The sequence below is a fragment of the Algoriphagus sp. genome, from assembly GCF_029254265.1.
Classification (GTDB): domain Bacteria; phylum Bacteroidota; class Bacteroidia; order Cytophagales; family Cyclobacteriaceae; genus Algoriphagus.
In genome coordinates this window covers 32082-47532 of record NZ_JAQWXX010000034.1, presented here as the reverse complement: position 1 = coordinate 47532, position 15451 = coordinate 32082, and the positions used below count along the sequence as shown (strand labels likewise).

At 36.2% G+C, this 15451-nt stretch carries 15 protein-coding genes; 9 read left to right on the top strand and 6 right to left on the bottom strand.

From position 1 onward, the window contains the following. Positions 1 to 356: 356 nt before the first annotated feature. Both P8O16_RS04755 and P8O16_RS04750 read right to left on the bottom strand, forming a co-directional pair. A complete protein-coding gene (locus P8O16_RS04755) occupies positions 357 to 1553 on the bottom strand; it encodes a hypothetical protein (RefSeq protein ID WP_300311406.1) in 1197 nt (398 codons plus the stop codon). A gap of 69 nt (positions 1554 to 1622) precedes the next feature. Further along, the gene (locus tag P8O16_RS04750) at positions 1623 to 1844 is read right to left on the bottom strand and encodes a hypothetical protein (RefSeq protein WP_300311403.1); all 222 of its coding nucleotides are present in this window, start codon (positions 1842 to 1844) and stop codon (positions 1623 to 1625) included. A 593-nt stretch (positions 1845 to 2437) separates the two neighbouring features. Here P8O16_RS04750 and P8O16_RS04745 point away from each other — a divergent pair. The 5 genes from P8O16_RS04745 (at position 2438) to P8O16_RS04725 (ending at position 6209) form a co-directional block, all read left to right on the top strand. Next, a complete protein-coding gene (locus P8O16_RS04745; protein ID WP_300311401.1) occupies positions 2438 to 2722 on the top strand; it encodes a hypothetical protein in 285 nt (94 codons plus the stop codon). Between the two features lie 708 nt (positions 2723 to 3430). Further along, positions 3431 to 4135, top strand: coding sequence for a hypothetical protein (locus P8O16_RS04740; protein WP_300311399.1), 705 nt, complete (start codon positions 3431 to 3433; stop codon positions 4133 to 4135). A gap of 21 nt (positions 4136 to 4156) precedes the next feature. Beyond that, positions 4157 to 5599, top strand: a complete 1443-nt coding sequence (locus P8O16_RS04735; protein WP_300311398.1) for a hypothetical protein — start codon at positions 4157 to 4159, stop codon at positions 5597 to 5599. Positions 5600 to 5726: 127 nt separating this feature from the next. Continuing rightward, positions 5727 to 5924, top strand: a complete 198-nt coding sequence (locus tag P8O16_RS04730) for a hypothetical protein (RefSeq protein ID WP_300311396.1) — start codon at positions 5727 to 5729, stop codon at positions 5922 to 5924. After that, positions 5925 to 6209, top strand: a complete 285-nt coding sequence (locus tag P8O16_RS04725) for a helix-turn-helix domain-containing protein (protein WP_300311394.1) — start codon at positions 5925 to 5927, stop codon at positions 6207 to 6209. A 143-nt stretch (positions 6210 to 6352) separates the two neighbouring features. On the opposite strand, the gene P8O16_RS04720 is transcribed toward P8O16_RS04725, so the two are convergent. Beyond that, on the bottom strand, positions 6353 to 7666 hold the full coding sequence (locus P8O16_RS04720; RefSeq protein WP_300311392.1) for a site-specific integrase: 1314 nt from the start codon (positions 7664 to 7666) through the stop codon (positions 6353 to 6355). 462 nt (positions 7667 to 8128) lie between these two features. On the opposite strand from P8O16_RS04720, the gene P8O16_RS04715 reads away from it, so the two are divergent. The 4 genes from P8O16_RS04715 to P8O16_RS04700 all read left to right on the top strand — a co-directional run bounded on the left by P8O16_RS04715 (position 8129) and on the right by P8O16_RS04700 (position 11325). After that, positions 8129 to 8872, top strand: a complete 744-nt coding sequence (locus P8O16_RS04715; RefSeq protein WP_300311390.1) for a hypothetical protein — start codon at positions 8129 to 8131, stop codon at positions 8870 to 8872. Between the two features lie 46 nt (positions 8873 to 8918). Beyond that, positions 8919 to 9953 (top strand): sensor histidine kinase, encoded by a 1035-nt coding sequence (locus P8O16_RS04710; RefSeq protein WP_300311388.1) that lies wholly within the window; start codon positions 8919 to 8921, stop codon positions 9951 to 9953. Next, positions 9950 to 10726, top strand: coding sequence for a LytTR family DNA-binding domain-containing protein (locus P8O16_RS04705; protein WP_300311386.1), 777 nt, complete (start codon positions 9950 to 9952; stop codon positions 10724 to 10726). The genes P8O16_RS04710 and P8O16_RS04705 overlap by 4 nt, the downstream gene beginning before the upstream one ends. 179 nt (positions 10727 to 10905) lie before the next feature. Continuing rightward, positions 10906 to 11325, top strand: a complete 420-nt coding sequence (locus P8O16_RS04700; RefSeq protein WP_300311384.1) for an SRPBCC family protein — start codon at positions 10906 to 10908, stop codon at positions 11323 to 11325. 129 nt (positions 11326 to 11454) lie between these two features. Here the strand turns inward: P8O16_RS04700 and P8O16_RS04695 are convergent, their stop codons facing one another. From P8O16_RS04695 to P8O16_RS04685, 3 genes are all read right to left on the bottom strand, one after another. Then, positions 11455 to 12702 (bottom strand): FAD-binding oxidoreductase, encoded by a 1248-nt coding sequence (locus P8O16_RS04695; RefSeq protein ID WP_300311382.1) that lies wholly within the window; start codon positions 12700 to 12702, stop codon positions 11455 to 11457. 88 nt (positions 12703 to 12790) lie between these two features. Beyond that, positions 12791 to 13795 carry a 4-hydroxyproline epimerase gene (locus P8O16_RS04690; RefSeq protein ID WP_300311380.1) on the bottom strand — a complete coding sequence of 335 codons (1005 nt, stop codon included), beginning with the start codon at positions 13793 to 13795 and terminating at the stop codon, positions 12791 to 12793. A 151-nt stretch (positions 13796 to 13946) separates the two neighbouring features. Then, a complete protein-coding gene (locus tag P8O16_RS04685) occupies positions 13947 to 15392 on the bottom strand; it encodes an aldehyde dehydrogenase (NADP(+)) (protein ID WP_300311378.1) in 1446 nt (481 codons plus the stop codon). Positions 15393 to 15451 lie beyond the last annotated feature (59 nt).

The following is a 15451-nucleotide window of genomic DNA, read 5'->3' as shown; positions in this document are numbered from 1 at the left end:
AACCAGTAGCACTTTCTGGCATAACATTCCAGCGCATCAAATTCATGAATAATGGCTAAAACGGTATAATGTTCATTCTTATCTTCCCAGTAGAGTTGAGTAATGAACTCATCTATTTCCGTTGGAACTTGGAAACTATTCCACTCCTCCGCCATAATCATTCTGGCTTCTAGTTCATCGTCATGATTACAGTTAATTCTCTTAAAATCTTTCATAGAGGTAAAAAAATGAAGATGTTTAAAATTTTAATGCCAATTTATCAGATTGATAGCAGGTTTTATCATTTGAGGGGAAAATTCTATCTTAGATTCAAATCAAGGACTTCACGACACGTCAACGCTCAGGTGGAAAAAACTTCAGTAATTAGAATCAAGATTTTTGACCCATTGATTTATGGTATTCTTTGAAAATTCAATAGAAACATACTTATCGGAAAGTCCTAAAATCGTATCCAAAATTTCTAATTTTGTCAGACCAATACATTTAATTATATTTGGTGGGTCTATTATTACCTCGCTTTGGTTATAGCTGAATGATAATTTTACTTCAAATTTTTGGTCTAATATATTTGATAATCCATGACTTTCAAATTGGTTTACATCAAATGAATTTTGTGTTAGTTGATTTAAAAATGACTCTATTGAAAGACTTAAAGCTTCTCTACCTTTGAAACTAGCTAATTTTATTTTTGATTTGGGTTTGTTTGCAAAAATTTGATTTTTTTCTTTAAATATATTAAAATCTAGAGTTCCTTTTTGAAACTTTGATGGATAGGATATTTCTAAGTTATCCAGTTCACTAACGAATAAATTACAAATATCATCTTTTATATTTAAGTGAAAATAATTTTTCATAAAATACTTTGTTGAGATAAATATTTGGTTTTTCGTGAATCCATTATTTTCCAATATTTTTGGTTTTTTAACTGTGAGATATCCATCGCTATTTATCAAGGTAAGAATTGTTTCAAAATTACCGTTTTCAAAATTTGAAAAATCAGTATTCTTAAAAGCGCTATAGGAGTCTGGAAAGATTAAATCTTCCAAAAATGCCATAATAGCTGTGTTCAAATCCTCCGAAATATTATAAAAGTCTTTTGCATTTTCTGGTCTTAATGCAAACAATTCATCTTCTTTTTTTATAAATTTTAATTTAATTTCATGTGAGACCTCTTTACTTATTTTATTTTCTTTCCTTTCATTAATTTCTAGACTTGTTACTATGTTTTTGACGATAATATCTTTTTTCTTTTTAACATAATCTTTGTGCTCAAAAATTTCCTTATCTGACTCATTATAAACTTCATTTTTTTCTATTAGTTGAAAATCCTCTAAATTTAAGCTCTTTAATTCATCAGGGTTTGAATGAAAAAAATTAAATATTTTATCGTTTTTTAAAAAAATGAAATCTTTTGCGTTTTGAAAACTATAGGTAAATCCATCCAATACTTCATCTATATAAGCAGGTGTTAATTTTACTATATATATGTTTTCTCTAATTTTAATGTCGTATTTTTCTTCGATTTCCAGAAGCTTGTAGTAATTGGTGGTCATTGTTATTTGAATTTTCAGTGTTAAATATAACTTTTTCTATATTTAGAACTATTTTTTGTAAATTATATTTTATATAGTTGCTTTTGATAATATTATTTTTCTCCAAGTATTGTATTTAAAACATAGCTTAATTAGTTTGCTACTGCCCCGCTCAGGAATATTTGTCCGTGTAGGATTAAGGTTGCCGTCTACCATCGTCCAAGGGATATCCACCAGCAGGTTTTGCTTGGCTAGTCCTTGGATGTAATTTTTCAAGGTAGATTGGAGGTCTTTTATGAGGTCTTGGAGCATTTGCTGAAATTTTTCAGTTAAAAATAAGAGTTTAATTTGAAAATCATCAGGCCATTGATATAAGTATTTGGATAGGGGTAGCTTTTCTCTTATTAAATATTTGAGTCTTGTCCAGAAAATCGAAATCTTTTTGGGGCGCAACTGGCTTGACTACCTAAGAGTTTCTAATGATTAGATGTTGTTGAATTCATCAAATATTTAGTCCTTACTTACCTCAGTTCACTGAAAGACTTTTAGAATTTACATTCCAATAAAGGACTAAATTTTTGGTGAGGTTTCGAAAAGTAGTATGCACATTGTGAGTGGTTAAGCTCTGAATTAGACCTAAAAAACCTTGCACAATATATCTATACCCAGTCCTCCGTATCTGGCGAGATAGGGAGGAGGGAATTCGGGGAGGTCTTAAAGGCCCCGCAGGCATGCATTAAAGGGTTTTTTGAAAAAAATTTTTCCAGAAAATTTTCACTGTTGCTATTTTTGACTTTTTTAATTGAATATCAATTGATTAGGAAGTTAATAAGCTCTTTTAATTTAGGGGAAAATATTTTGGCGATTTTCTATGTCCTTTCGTAAAATGAAAGAAATTTAAAACAATGGAAAAACTAGCATTTAAAATTGAATCAAATGAGGATTTTTTTCTAGTAGAGGGAAGAAATTTCCAGTGCGATCAAATGGTAAGAAGAAGTACCGAATTAATTACATTAATCGACATGGTTGATAAAGAAATTTGGTGGTATGGAAATGATGACGATTTTTTTCTTGCACTTCACGCAAAAAACCGAAATGAATCAAACTTCATAGAACTTGAAAATTGGGGCTATTTTGATTTTTTTGCTGAGACTTTTGGTGTTGAATTCCGTGCCTTCAAGCTCAATTAATGTCTTAGGAATAAAATATTTTGAGGTTTTTTTAATTTTTTTTTAGGGATAAAAATTGATGCTAAAAAATAGTTAGGTGATTGGCTAATAAATTAAAATACTGTTTATGACATTTTTCGGCACTTTTTATATAAGTTATTTAATTTAATTAAAATGAAATTAAATAATGTATATAGTTTATTTAAATCTATTTAATTTTTCAAAACCATTATAAACAGAATTTTATTTTTAGCGTATAATAAGTCCAAAGGAAAAAACAGGATGTTGAAATTCTAGAAAATTCATCCCTCTGATTTCTATAGCTGGTATAAAGAATCAGTTCGTGTCGGTACCTCAATAAAGTATACACCTATTCAAGACGTCAGGATATAGGTTGATAGTTTGAGGTTGAAATGCAATGTTTTCATGCTGGGTATACTCCTTATCAATGGTCCATTTGACTATTTATTTAGAGTACTAACTCCTTCCAAATCTTCTAAACTAAAAAGTTGGTGGTTGAACTCTGATTCACCTGCATGGAAATGTATTGCCTAATATTTAGCCCTAGGTGACAAAAATTAACCATGGGTATATGTTGATTTCTAAAGTTAAAAAATGCCTTTAATCCATCAGAAATGAAGCAAGGCCTTATTAAACCATGGGTAACTATCCCCTATATGTATTATTCATTAATCAATTAATTATTCATTCAACAAACAACTTAAAAATATGGAAAAAATACGCAAAAATTCCTATCTCCTTCATGATTATGATTTCAGGATAACAAGTAAAATTCAAAAGGTATTGGAAGAAATTCTTCCTTCTCCTCAGCATGCTGAAAGACATGTGAAAAATCATTCCTTCAAGTATTTCTATGTAGTTGATAAGATTTTATCAACCAATTTGAAATTTGAAAAGAGTCCAAAAGCATCTCAACCTGTTTGTTATAATTCACTTTATGACTTTACTAGTAAGGTTAAAATTGAGGTGAAGTCAGGTGACTTTATAACCTTTTCAAAATTGATTTTAGATGTTCTCCAGCTAGGGAAAATCATTAAAATGACAAGGCCTCATGATCGAGACAAAAAACTATGTGCGGAATATCAAGTGGTTTGGAAGGGGTTAGGTAATTATAGAGTATATCCTTTCGATTACATAACAAATAGTAGCACCCAACAAAAATTCATAACCAAACTTAGGAAACAGGGAAAATCTGAATTTTTTATTGGATCACCAGCAGCAATAAAAATGGAAGAGTGGATGAATCTACTTGATTTTTCATGGGTGAAGACAGATTCTCTCAAGCATAAATCAAAACTATATTTAGAGTATTACAAGAGTAATAAGTTTCAAATCAAAGCTGATACAGGCCGAATTTATAACAGTTTCACAAATTTGCCACGCGTCATTCGTGAAAAAACTAGAGTACAGTGAGGTCCTATTTCCGAACTCGATTTGGCAAATGCTCAGGGTGTTTTCTTGGCCTCAATAGTTCAAAAGCATTTACGAAAAAATAATGTCATTCCAGATCAATCAACCATTGATTTCATTCATTGGACTGAATTAGGAAAGCTATTTGAGTTTTTAAACGGAAAACTCAAGTTCCCAACAGGAAAAGACAGGGAAGTATTTAAAGAAAAGCTGTGGATGTGTGTTATGAGTCATAATAAAGCTATGAAAATGGTTGGATATAAAATGGTTTATTCTGCTTTAGAAAGAGAGGTTCCTCAAGTTTTAGAGGTCATTACAGAGGTTAAAGAACACGATCATACTAGAATGGCCTTTCTTCTTCAAAATGCTGAAGCTGAAGTCATGATGAACTGCTTTGAAAAGATTATTGATAAATCTTCTTCATCACTGCTTCATGATGCCATGTATTTTCCAACTGCCCATTTAGAAAAGAATGTGAATGGATTTATAACGGAATTGAAATCTTTAGAAATCCGATGTACAGTAAAGGTTTTGGCTAAATATGATAATACAGTACTGCCAACGGGTCATTTCAATACAGTTGACCTTCAAAAGGTTAGGTATGATATTGATAGTATTAGGAAGGGGATATTCTTGAGTTTTGCTCCCGAAAAAAGGCATTTGGATATCATCAAAGAAAATATCGATCTCTTTGAAGAGTACCCAATAAAATTGAAAGCTCATGTCAAACCAAAATTTGGCAGAAGCCTAAATGAGGATTTTGTAATAAATTTTGAAAGCCAGAAAAATAATCAAGCCATGTATAATTCAGGAATTCTCCATTCCATGCTTGTATATGCAGGCAGTGGAATGGCTAATCTCCGATTAAGCGATGTAAGTACTCTAAGTCCATTTGATCTGCTGGATATTGTTGAAATGTCCGATTCAAATCACATTCAAAAGATTTTCATTGGTGATCAAGAGATTAGCTTTCAATTATTGCTTATGGTGTGGATGAAAAACAATTTCGATATGTGCCAAGAGTTTGAAAAAGGATTGATTTTAGATTTGGTGAAACACAACCTTGATTTTATTTCAAATCTTGTATTTGGGAATAACCCTTTACCTGATGAAGTATTTCCATATGGTTACGGCTGTTATCAGATTGATGAAAAACAATTTCTACTCGCTTTGAACAGCCAAACTGAAAAATCACCAATATTAAAATTGTTTGAAAAGCTATATAGTCAAGATTTAGTTTTTCAAATAATTTGTAAAGATCAATTAGACCATTTATTTGGAACCTTAGATTATTTGAAGTCAGATATATATCTATTTGAAAATAGACTGCATCAACTAGATTTTAAATCCTACGTGAAGTATTTAGAAAACTGGTTAAAGGCTAATTGTATTGAATTAAAAGACGGGGAAATCCTGGTTTATCCCGAAAATTTAGATGATGATGATTTCTATCAACTGCATGGATAACTAGCAGCAATGATAATTCTTCCTTCCTAGGGCGTTCAAGTCCAACCAATAAATCAATCAAATCTTACTATAATCAAACAAATGCCCATTTTAAAAAATGAGCATACTGAGATAACTATTTCCTAAAATGAAAAATCAAATTTCAATATCGGCATGCGAGAAGATTTTGAATACCAGAAAAACAAATCGGTATTCAAGTCAAGACTTATATGCTATACGGATATGGTTGGAATTTTTGGTTGATTTAGAGCTTGACGCCCTAGAGAAAGAATTGGAGAAATCAAAAGAATTGAATGTCGGAAATTGTAATAAAAATGGAGTATAAATGACTGAGCCATTAATTATCACCACTCCCCAAGCCTTAGAATCCCTGATTAAAGAATCAACAACCAAGGCAGTAATTGAGGCCCTGAAAGGGCTTACTATTCCTTCAGAAGTTCAATCTAAAAGGGAGATTCTGACAAGACAGGAAGCGTGTAAAGTTTTGAAGATTAGTCTTCCAACTTTAGGTGAATGGACAAAACAAAGTCTATTAAAGTCCTATAACTGTGGAGGACGGATTTATTACAAATCTGACGAGTTGGAAAAAGCATTAAAGCAAATTCCTTAATAAATGTGCCATAACGAAAAATGCCTTTCTATGTGGCAGAAATGTTGCGGTAAAGATTACCCTCAATAATGGCAAAGTACTAGGAATATATAGAGTGATCGTTCGAAGTAATTCGTTAAATGCAGTTTCTTCCTCACATAAATTTAATATTCTTGGCAAGTTTTATTGATCTGACTTACTTTCATTATTGGCTTTGCCCAATGTTCAGCAAGTTTAATTGCATTTTCTTCTGGCGTTACTTTAATATAAAGTAAAAAAGCCTTTTCGGTTTTATGGCCTGTGATTTTCATTAATGAGATTGCGGGAAACCCAGATTTATAAACGTTGGTAGCAAATGAACGGCGGGCCGTATGAGTAGTAACTAATTCCCATTTTTTTAGAATTCCATGGACTTTTAAGCCTCCTTTTATCCCTTCTGTTTCTATATCTACTTTAAGGCTATCTACTTTTCCCGCAATATCTTTAAGGTAGGAGTTCATTTTTTGATTTACGATAGCTGGAGGAAGGCTATTAGAGTATTTGCCAGCATATTTATCCATGATTTGCCTAACCATCCAATGAATAGGGATTATCACCTTTTCGTCCGTCTTAAATGTGGTGATATGAAGGAAATTATCCTGAATATTTTCAGGTTTAATATTTGTGAAATCGCTGAACCTTAGTCCAGTCCAACATCCAACGATAAACAAGTCCCTTACACGCTCTAAATGAGGCATAGAGCTTAAATCTTGCTCGTATATGTCGCTAACTTCCTTTTCAGTAAGGTAAATGGAAAACCCCGCAACCTTATGAGCTTTGAATGCTTTGGATTGAAAATACATGTTTTGATTATAGCCGTTTTCGGTTGCATAATTCAAAAATGTCTTAATCACTTGAATGTATTTGCCTACGTTGTTTAGGCTGAATTTCTTCTTATTCAGATAGGCAACAAACTTGGTGTAAAATTCTTTGTTGATAGTTTCAAATGTTAGGTTGTACCCCTTTCCAAAGATTTCTAGCATGTCGAAAACGGTATTATATTTTTGAATTGAACGCTTATCGAACCTTTTTCCGGTGGAAGTTAAACGGTTCCCATCTTTAGAGTCTTGAATGAACTGTTTGAAGACTCCTAAAAAAGTAACGACCTCCACAGGTTCCGATTCTTTGACCTTTCCTAATTCTGAATCGATTCTTGCTTTGAGTTCCTTTAAAGTTGGTTCTCGATTCAATTCTAGTTCTAAATCATTGAAAGCCTTTTGCCCGGCTTCTCTTACCCTTCCTAAATGTCCATTTATAACCTTGTGGTCTTCTACGGCCTTTACAGGCTTGACATTTTGCTTCTCAGTATTCCAGTGAGCTGGTGAAACAGACTTACCACTTGCGTATTTTAAAGTATTACCAGACCAACGGACAACCAAAATAATAGAGGTTGTATTTTCGCTGTTTTTGTCTTTCAAGTAGACATTAAAGCTTGCCATATTTAGGGACGGTTTTGGGGACGGTTTTGGATTAAATCCCTCAAATGGGGACGGAATTGGGGACGGTTTTACTTACTTTATTTACCGAATTACTTTACCTAAATTTACATTAAAACTTCATTTAATGGTCAATATGGCATAAAAAATGATAAAAAATAATAAAGAATAAAAAAGAGGTATGTAGCCCTGTTCCCGCTACATTAGAGGATACTAGAAATGGTATCCTTTTTTATTTTATGGAAATTTTGAATGTTCACAGGTTCTACTCAAGATCAAGAAAAGAGTGGGGTTGGAACTCTTTCCGATATCAGGTGGTATTTCTGATTTTTTGTTTTTTAGGATTTGCTTTATTTACTTTTTTCATCCGTTCATTTAAAATATTCCTTAGCCCATTTGAAAGGGGTGTTCTGCGTCATGTGCTTGATCTAGTTTTGATAATCAATTAATTATAAAACTAAGCACATGAACAAGGAACTTATCTTTCTCAGAACATTCGCAGTAACTGCGGCAATTAGCTCTTCTTTCTTATTCTTCACCTCATTTAAAGGTTCAGGAAACCAGCAGTTTGAAACCATAGATGTACAAAGAATAAATGTGGTGGAAGCTGACGGGACTGTAAAAATGATCATCACGAATGCTGGACTTTTCCCAAATGGTGAGGATAAAATCAATGGGAACAACACCAACGCTGATAGAAAGAAAAGAGCAGGAATGCTGTTTTTCAATGAAGATGGGTTGGAATGTGGAGGATTCATTTATGATGGGGAGAAAAAGGAAAATGGGCATAGCTCAGGTCTATCCTTGACATTTGACCAATATGATGGAGATCAGGTCATGCAGTTGTTAACGACTGATTCCAAAAAAGGAGAGGATCGATATGTAAGTTCAAGTTTGGTTTTCAATGACAGACCGGCTAAAGAGTCCCAAGAAAAAACGCGTGAGATCATGCTGGAATTAAAAGAACTCAGAAAGTCAGACCCCGAGGCATTTAAAGCCAAATACTCAGAATACCAAGAACAAGAACTACTTGGAGGAGCTCCCAGAATTATGTTAGGGAAATCAAGAAGTCAAAATAACGGGTTATTTTTGTTTGATGATAAAGGGATGCCAAGAGCTATGTTCTACATCGATAAGGACAATAATCCTAAGTTGGAGGCATATGATGAAAAAGGAAATGTGACTAGTACCTGGCCAGAAAAGAAATAAAAATATCAAAGGTGGAAGAATCCTTCCACCTTCTTTTATTAGACCTATGAAAAAGCTACTGGAGCGATTACAACTTTCATCCGAATTTTTACTTTTCATTATATTTTTCACCTTTTTGGATTCCATTAAGTCTAGAATTGGTCCCGGACAAGTGATCAATCTCTATACTTTCACCCCTGAATCGGTTATCACGGCAATTCCAAACTTCTTAATTATTGTTTTGCTTCTCCGCTATAGCTATTTGAAAATCCATGGAAATCAATTTCCCCTTCAGAGGAAAAAAGCTTTGCTAAGCTTCCTGTTGGGATTAATAGGCTGGATATTGATAAGTAATGCCTTCTCGCTTTTCATAGCGCTTGCTTTTGGGAATTTTGAGAGGAATTTTATGGGAGAGGTAGTTTTTCTGTCAAATTTTACCCGTGTATTGGATTTCATGATTTACGGTGGGTTTTATTTTGCCTTCCTATTATTCAGGAAATTTCAGGAGCATCAAAAGAAGCTTGCAGATTATGATCAGGCAATGTCGGAATTGACCATATACCAATTGAAACAGCAGCTAAATCCTCATTTTTTGTTTAACAACCTCAATGTTCTAGATCAATTGATAGAGGAAAATCCAGCGGTGGCATCAGAGTTCTTACATGAATTTTCTGAGATTTACCGCTATGCCTTGGAGAAGTCAGATAGCCATCTTGTTCCTTTGAAGGAGGAACTGGCCTTTTCTTTAAATTACTTTCGATTGTTGTCCAGAAAATTCGGTGCTGGCTATAAACTTGAAGTGCCTAATGAAATCCCTGATTTCTGGATTCCCCCTTTAACCTTACAAGTGTTGATAGAAAATGCGGTTTTTCATAATCAGGGAAGCGAAAGCCAACCCATCTCCATTTCCATTCAAGTCAATGAAAAAATTGCGGTCTGGAATCAATTAAAGCCATATAAACATAAAAAGCATAGTGGAGGAAGAGGCTTGAAAAACCTAATAAAACAATACAGGCTTCTCAGTAAAGAGACCTTGGAAATAGTCAAGACCAATGATTCCTTTACTGTGGAATTACCATTGATAAAAGAAAAAGTAATATGATTCGGGTAGTAATTTTAGAGGATGAAGTGCCTTCAAGAAATAAAATCAAGAGATTTTTGGAGGGGCTGGAGGAATCCGTTGAAGTGATTGCGGAGTTGGATTCTGTGGAGGCAGGGATTTCCTTCTTTAAAAATTCACCCAAACTTGATCTCTTGATTTCAGATATCGAATTACTGGATGGCAATGTTTTTCAGTTGTTCGAAGAAATTGATATTAATTGTCCAATTATTTTTACCACAGCCTATAACCAGTTTTGGATGCAGGCTTTTGAGGGGAATGGGATTGAATATTTACTGAAACCATTCAACCAAGCACGATTTATGAGCGCTTGGGCAAAGTTCAAAAGGTTGTCGTGGTCCAATGAGGAGCAATCTGCCATTTTGGAAAAATTACAGCAGGTGATTGGAATTCAAGTGTTAGATAGACCTACTTTCAAAAGCAGGATATTGGTTCCAAACCACAAAGGGGCTTATTTTTTGTCATTGGATGAGGTAAGCTTTTTCTTGGCAGAAAACTCATTGGTATGGGCTGTGGATCAATTTTCGAAAAAGCATTTACTCAAAGAATCTACTTTGAGGGAATTGGAAGAACAATTAAGCCAGGATAAATTCTTTCGAATCAGCCGGAGTCATTTGGTACATAGTAAATATGTTTTGGGACTGGAACGATACTCCAAGAACTCAGTTGCAATCAAAGTCCAAGGAGAAAACAATTTGTTGGTTTGTAGCCAAAGTGCTACCCCTGATTTTATTAAGTGGATGAATGAATCTTAAATCTGCTGTTGAATTATCCTTTGATTTCAAATCCTTTAACCCATATTTCACATAAGCAAACTTAGTTCCTTCTGGATTCCAAAAGGAGGATACTAGAAATGTTATCCTTTTTTTGTTTTAAGTTTTTTTGGTGTAAAGCCTTGCAATTTTTTAACTTCCCTGACTAAACCAATCCTGTTATGGGCTCTACTTCTACGATCACAATTTCAACTTTTGTCAATCTTCCAATTGAAATAGTATGGAAAGTCTGGATTAGACCTGTGCATATCAAAAAGTGGAATAATGCCAGCCCAGATTGGTACACACCCTTCGCAAAAAATGATTTGAAAGTAGGAGGGAAGTTTATGTATCGAATGGAAGCTCGAGATGGAAGTTTTGGGTTTGATTTTGAAGGGAAATACCTGGAAGTGGAAACTGAAAAACTTATCAGTTATCAATTAGAGGATGGAAGAAAAGTTTGGATAAAATTTGAAGTAGAGGGTGATGGGGTGCTGGTTACCGAAACATTTGAACCGGAGCAGGAAAATTCAATCGAGCTCCAAAGACAAGGCTGGCAGGCCATTTTAGATAATTTTAAAAGATATAGCGAAGCGCTTTAATCCACCGATTTCCGCTGCTTATTTATTCTAAAGGTTGAATTTTCGGATTTACTGAAGAACTTCCAACTTCCGGCCTCCAACCTCCTGACCTCCAACTTACGACCTCCTAACTTCCTAACTACCCTCTCTTCAATCAAACCTTCCTACTTCAAATCCTTGGATTTCGATTGCAGTATTTTTTTGTTGATGGATCTCGGCTAGAATTTTACCAGTTGCAGGAGCCAAAGAGATGCCCATCATGGAATGTCCGCTTCCTACTAAAACATTGGAATATCCAGGTGCTAATCCGATGTAAGGCAAACCATCCGGTGAGCAGGGACGTAGCCCTTTCCAGATTTGGTTTTCATCTGGAAACTTTGCTTCGAAATCCGGGTAATACCGATTGATCGATTCAAAGATCCCTTTAACTCGATTGAGATTAATTGATTGATCTGTCCCTGCGATCTCCATTGTTCCTCCAAAACGAACTTGATTTCCGTAGGGGCTTACAGCAACTTTCATCTCTGTCAAAATTGTCGCTTGAGAAATCTCTGGCTTGTTTTCCTGAATAAAGGAATATCCTTTTCCGCCCATCATAGGTAATGAAAAGCCAAGCATTTTGGCGAGTTCACCAGACCAAGACCCACCGCAGAGCAGGACTTTTTCTGCTTCGATTTTGCCTTGATCGGTCAGTACAGCATTCACTTTTTGACCAGCTTTCTCAAAGCCAAGAACCTGAGTATTGTATTGGAATTTAACTCCTTTTGCTTCTAAGTATTTTTTCAAAAAGCCATATAAAGCACCAGGGTCCAAATGCGCGTCTCCTGGGAAAAGTACGGCTCCTCTAGCCTTCAATTCTAGGTTTGGCTCTACTTTTTTGATGTCTTCTGGAGTGAGGATTTCTGCTTCCAAACCGTATTTCCGAGCCAAATGAGCAAATTCAACTTCCTCTTTTTCTACAGCATCAGTTTGATAGGCCATCATTAACCCTTTTTCCACCAATGCAATTGCGGATTCCGGATGCTCCATTTTGAACTCTTGATAAAGCGCTTTACTGAGCAAACTCAAATTTTTCAAAAAAGGAATGCTCCGCTTTACTTGCTTTTCATTTGCAGCTTTGAAAAAAAGCATACACCATTGAGCCAGTTTATAATCCAGTCTTGGATGAATATAAAAGGGGCTTTTGGAGGAAAACATCCATCCGATCCCCTTGGAAATCATACCTGGAGCAGCCAATGGAATTATATGACTAGGCACAATCATACCCGCATTGCCCGTGGAGCAATTATCTTTCAGGTCCGTCCGATCTATAATGGTGACTTCGATTCCTTCTTTCTGAAGAAAATAAGCTGAGAAAAGTCCGACGATTCCACCGCCGATGATCAATGTTGGTTTCATATTCTGAAGTACTTAGTATGAAGTACAGAGTGCCAGTAAGCCAAGTTCAAATTGACACTTTAATTGATTTATTAGCCTTTTCACATGTTTAAATAACCTGAAATCCATGTACATATGGATCATCATCGTCTAGGATAATCGTATTGTAGCCATAGACTTTTGCCCAGCCTTCAATGCTTGGAATAATGGCTGGCTTGCCAGCGATCTCGGTGACTTCTTCGATTCTTCCAGTGAATTTTGAACCGATAAAACTCTCATGGATAAACTCATCTCCTGGTTTTAACCAGCCTTTTGCGTGCCATTGTGCCATTCGGGCAGAAGTGCCTGTGCCACAGGGTGAACGGTCGATCGCTTTATCTCCATAGAACACAGCATTTCTTGCGGTACTTGTCGGATCTAAAGTTTTACCTGTCCAGAGCACATGAGAAAGTCCTCTGATCCGATCATGTTCTGGATGGACAAAATCATAACGCTCGTTCATTTTTTGGCGTAGATTTCTAGCCATTGAAATAAGCTGCTCCGCTTTGTAATGTTCCAAACCGGGGAAATTTTCCTGTGGATCTACGATGCAGTAGAAGTTGCCACCATAGGCTACATCTACATTTAATTTTCCGAGTTCATCGGATTCAATTTCCAGATTTTCTGCTGCCAAAAAACTCTTAACATTCGTCAATTTCACAGATTTGACCTTTTTTCCTTCCTGCTTGTATTCTACCAAAACCAATCCTGCAGGGGCCTCCATTCGGAGAAATCCAGGTGTTTTTGGATGAATCAATCCTTCCTCGATGGCTATGGTAATCGTGCCAATCGTTCCATGACCACACATGGGCAAGCAGCCTGAAGTTTCGATGAAAAGTACCGCAAAATCATTTTCTGGATCATGAGGGGGGAAAAGCATGGACCCGGACATCATATCATGTCCTCTCGGCTCAAACATCAAACCTGTCCGAATCCAATCGAGATTCTCCAAGAAATACTGCCGCTTTTCTAGCATGGAATTGCCTTTCAAAAACGGTACTCCACCGGAAACTACCCGAACTGGGTTTCCGCAAGTATGGGCGTCGATGCAGGAGAAAGTATAACGAGAAGGCATAAAATTATTCGATAATTGTAGTTTTAAGAGCTTTATGAAATAACATGGAAATATCCCGCAAGCGGGACGAAATAGGACCGAAATATCTGAATTGACTAGAAATATCTCACTGCGTGAAGCGCAGTTTATTTCTGCGTATTTCTATTGTATTTCATATTTTATATTCTCCATTCACCTGTCTCATAATCCCGAGCGGATTTTCGTTTTTCAAGGCATCCGGAAGTAAGTCATTTGGCATATCTTGAAAAGCTATCGGCCGTGCAAAACGCTTGATTGCATGAGCTCCCACTGAGGTACTTCGAGAGTCGGTTGTTGATGGATAAGGTCCTCCATGCTGCATTGCATATCCAACTTCAACTCCTGTTGGTACTCCTGCGAAGAGCATTCTGCCACATTTTTCCTCCAGTAGATTGATCAGTTCTTTATGTGTTTTGAATTCCTCAGTATCTCCCCACAGGGTAATTGTCAGTTGTCCGTGAAGTTTTTCTGCTACTGATTTTAACTCAGCATCGTTTTCATATACCACCATCAATGCAAAGGCTCCAAACACCTCCTCTTGAAAACGATTATCACTCATCCAATCCGCGGCACTGATTTCTGCCATGGCCGGACTGGCATTTATAAGGTGTTTCGCATCAGGGACTTTGACCCATTCCAGTTCCGAACGAAGCTGTAGTTCATTCAAGGCTTTGTAATAAGATTCAGCAATCCCTTCGTGAAGCATCGGAGATGCCGCCACTCCTTGGATAGCCTCTGAAATCGCATTTCCAAATCGTTCAGCTAAAGTTCGTGGGACGAAAATCAACCCTGGATTGGTGCAGAATTGCCCAGCTCCAAGTGTCAAGGAACTCACAAAACTTTGTGCAAGTGGTACTAATTCGTTTTTCAGTCGCTGAGGAAAAGTGAAAATCGGATTGACAGAGCCCATTTCTGCATAAACCGGGATAGGTACTTCTCTGTTACCGGCGATGTTGAAAAGTGATTTGCCCGCAGAAAAAGAACCCGTAAACCCTACTGCTTTTGCCAAAGGATGCTTGACCAAATCTTGTCCCATTTTGACCCCGCCCTCTACATGAGTGAAAATACCTTCCGGAAGTCCGGATTTTTTCACGGCTTGTGAAATGCAATCTCCCACAAATTTGGAAGTATCGGGGTGTGCCGGATGACCTTTGTAAATTACAGGACATCCCGCTGCCAAAGCGGAAATAGTATCTCCGCCTGCCGTTGAAAATGCCAAAGGGAAGTTGCTCGCACCAAAAACGACAACCGGGCCAAGTGGTGTAAGCATTCTTCGAATGTCAGCTTTGGGAAGGGGAGAGCGATTTGGGTCGGCTGGATCTATCGTAGCCTCTACCCAACTTCCCTCTCTCACGAGTTTTGCGAAAAGTTTGATTTGTCCGGTAGTCCGTCCTAATTCTCCATTGATTCTTCCTTCGGGAAGATTGGACTCTCGGACTGCCATTAGGACAATGGCACTTCTGTTTTCCTCTAGGATCTCCGCGATTTTTTCAAGAAAATCAGCTTTTTTGGCTCCAGATAGGTTTTTATAACTTAGAAATGCCTCTTGGACTGCTTGGAAAATATGGTCTAGGTTCATGGAATTTAAAATTCAAAAATTGGAAAATTGAGAATTGCTTGGCTAGGCACACATCTGAC

Bases quoted from the DNA above. Each gene is read 5' to 3' on its own strand.
- P8O16_RS04695 (WP_300311382.1), bottom strand. From the start codon at position 12,702: ATGAAACCAACATTGATCATCGGCGGTGGAATCGTCGGACTTTTCTCA.
- P8O16_RS04705 (WP_300311386.1), top strand. From the start codon at position 9,950: ATGATTCGGGTAGTAATTTTAGAGGATGAAGTGCCTTCAAGAAATAAA.
- P8O16_RS04685 (WP_300311378.1), bottom strand. From the start codon at position 15,392: ATGAACCTAGACCATATTTTCCAAGCAGTCCAAGAGGCATTTCTAAGT.
- P8O16_RS04750 (WP_300311403.1), bottom strand. From the start codon at position 1,844: ATGCTCCAAGACCTCATAAAAGACCTCCAATCTACCTTGAAAAATTAC.
- P8O16_RS04740 (WP_300311399.1), top strand. From the start codon at position 3,431: ATGGAAAAAATACGCAAAAATTCCTATCTCCTTCATGATTATGATTTC.
- P8O16_RS04700 (WP_300311384.1), top strand. From the start codon at position 10,906: ATGGGCTCTACTTCTACGATCACAATTTCAACTTTTGTCAATCTTCCA.
- P8O16_RS04720 (WP_300311392.1), bottom strand. From the start codon at position 7,666: ATGGCAAGCTTTAATGTCTACTTGAAAGACAAAAACAGCGAAAATACA.
- P8O16_RS04745 (WP_300311401.1), top strand. From the start codon at position 2,438: ATGGAAAAACTAGCATTTAAAATTGAATCAAATGAGGATTTTTTTCTA.
- P8O16_RS04715 (WP_300311390.1), top strand. From the start codon at position 8,129: ATGAACAAGGAACTTATCTTTCTCAGAACATTCGCAGTAACTGCGGCA.
- P8O16_RS04690 (WP_300311380.1), bottom strand. From the start codon at position 13,795: ATGCCTTCTCGTTATACTTTCTCCTGCATCGACGCCCATACTTGCGGA.
- P8O16_RS04755 (WP_300311406.1), bottom strand. From the start codon at position 1,553: ATGACCACCAATTACTACAAGCTTCTGGAAATCGAAGAAAAATACGAC.
- P8O16_RS04710 (WP_300311388.1), top strand. From the start codon at position 8,919: ATGAAAAAGCTACTGGAGCGATTACAACTTTCATCCGAATTTTTACTT.
- P8O16_RS04730 (WP_300311396.1), top strand. From the start codon at position 5,727: ATGAAAAATCAAATTTCAATATCGGCATGCGAGAAGATTTTGAATACC.
- P8O16_RS04725 (WP_300311394.1), top strand. From the start codon at position 5,925: ATGACTGAGCCATTAATTATCACCACTCCCCAAGCCTTAGAATCCCTG.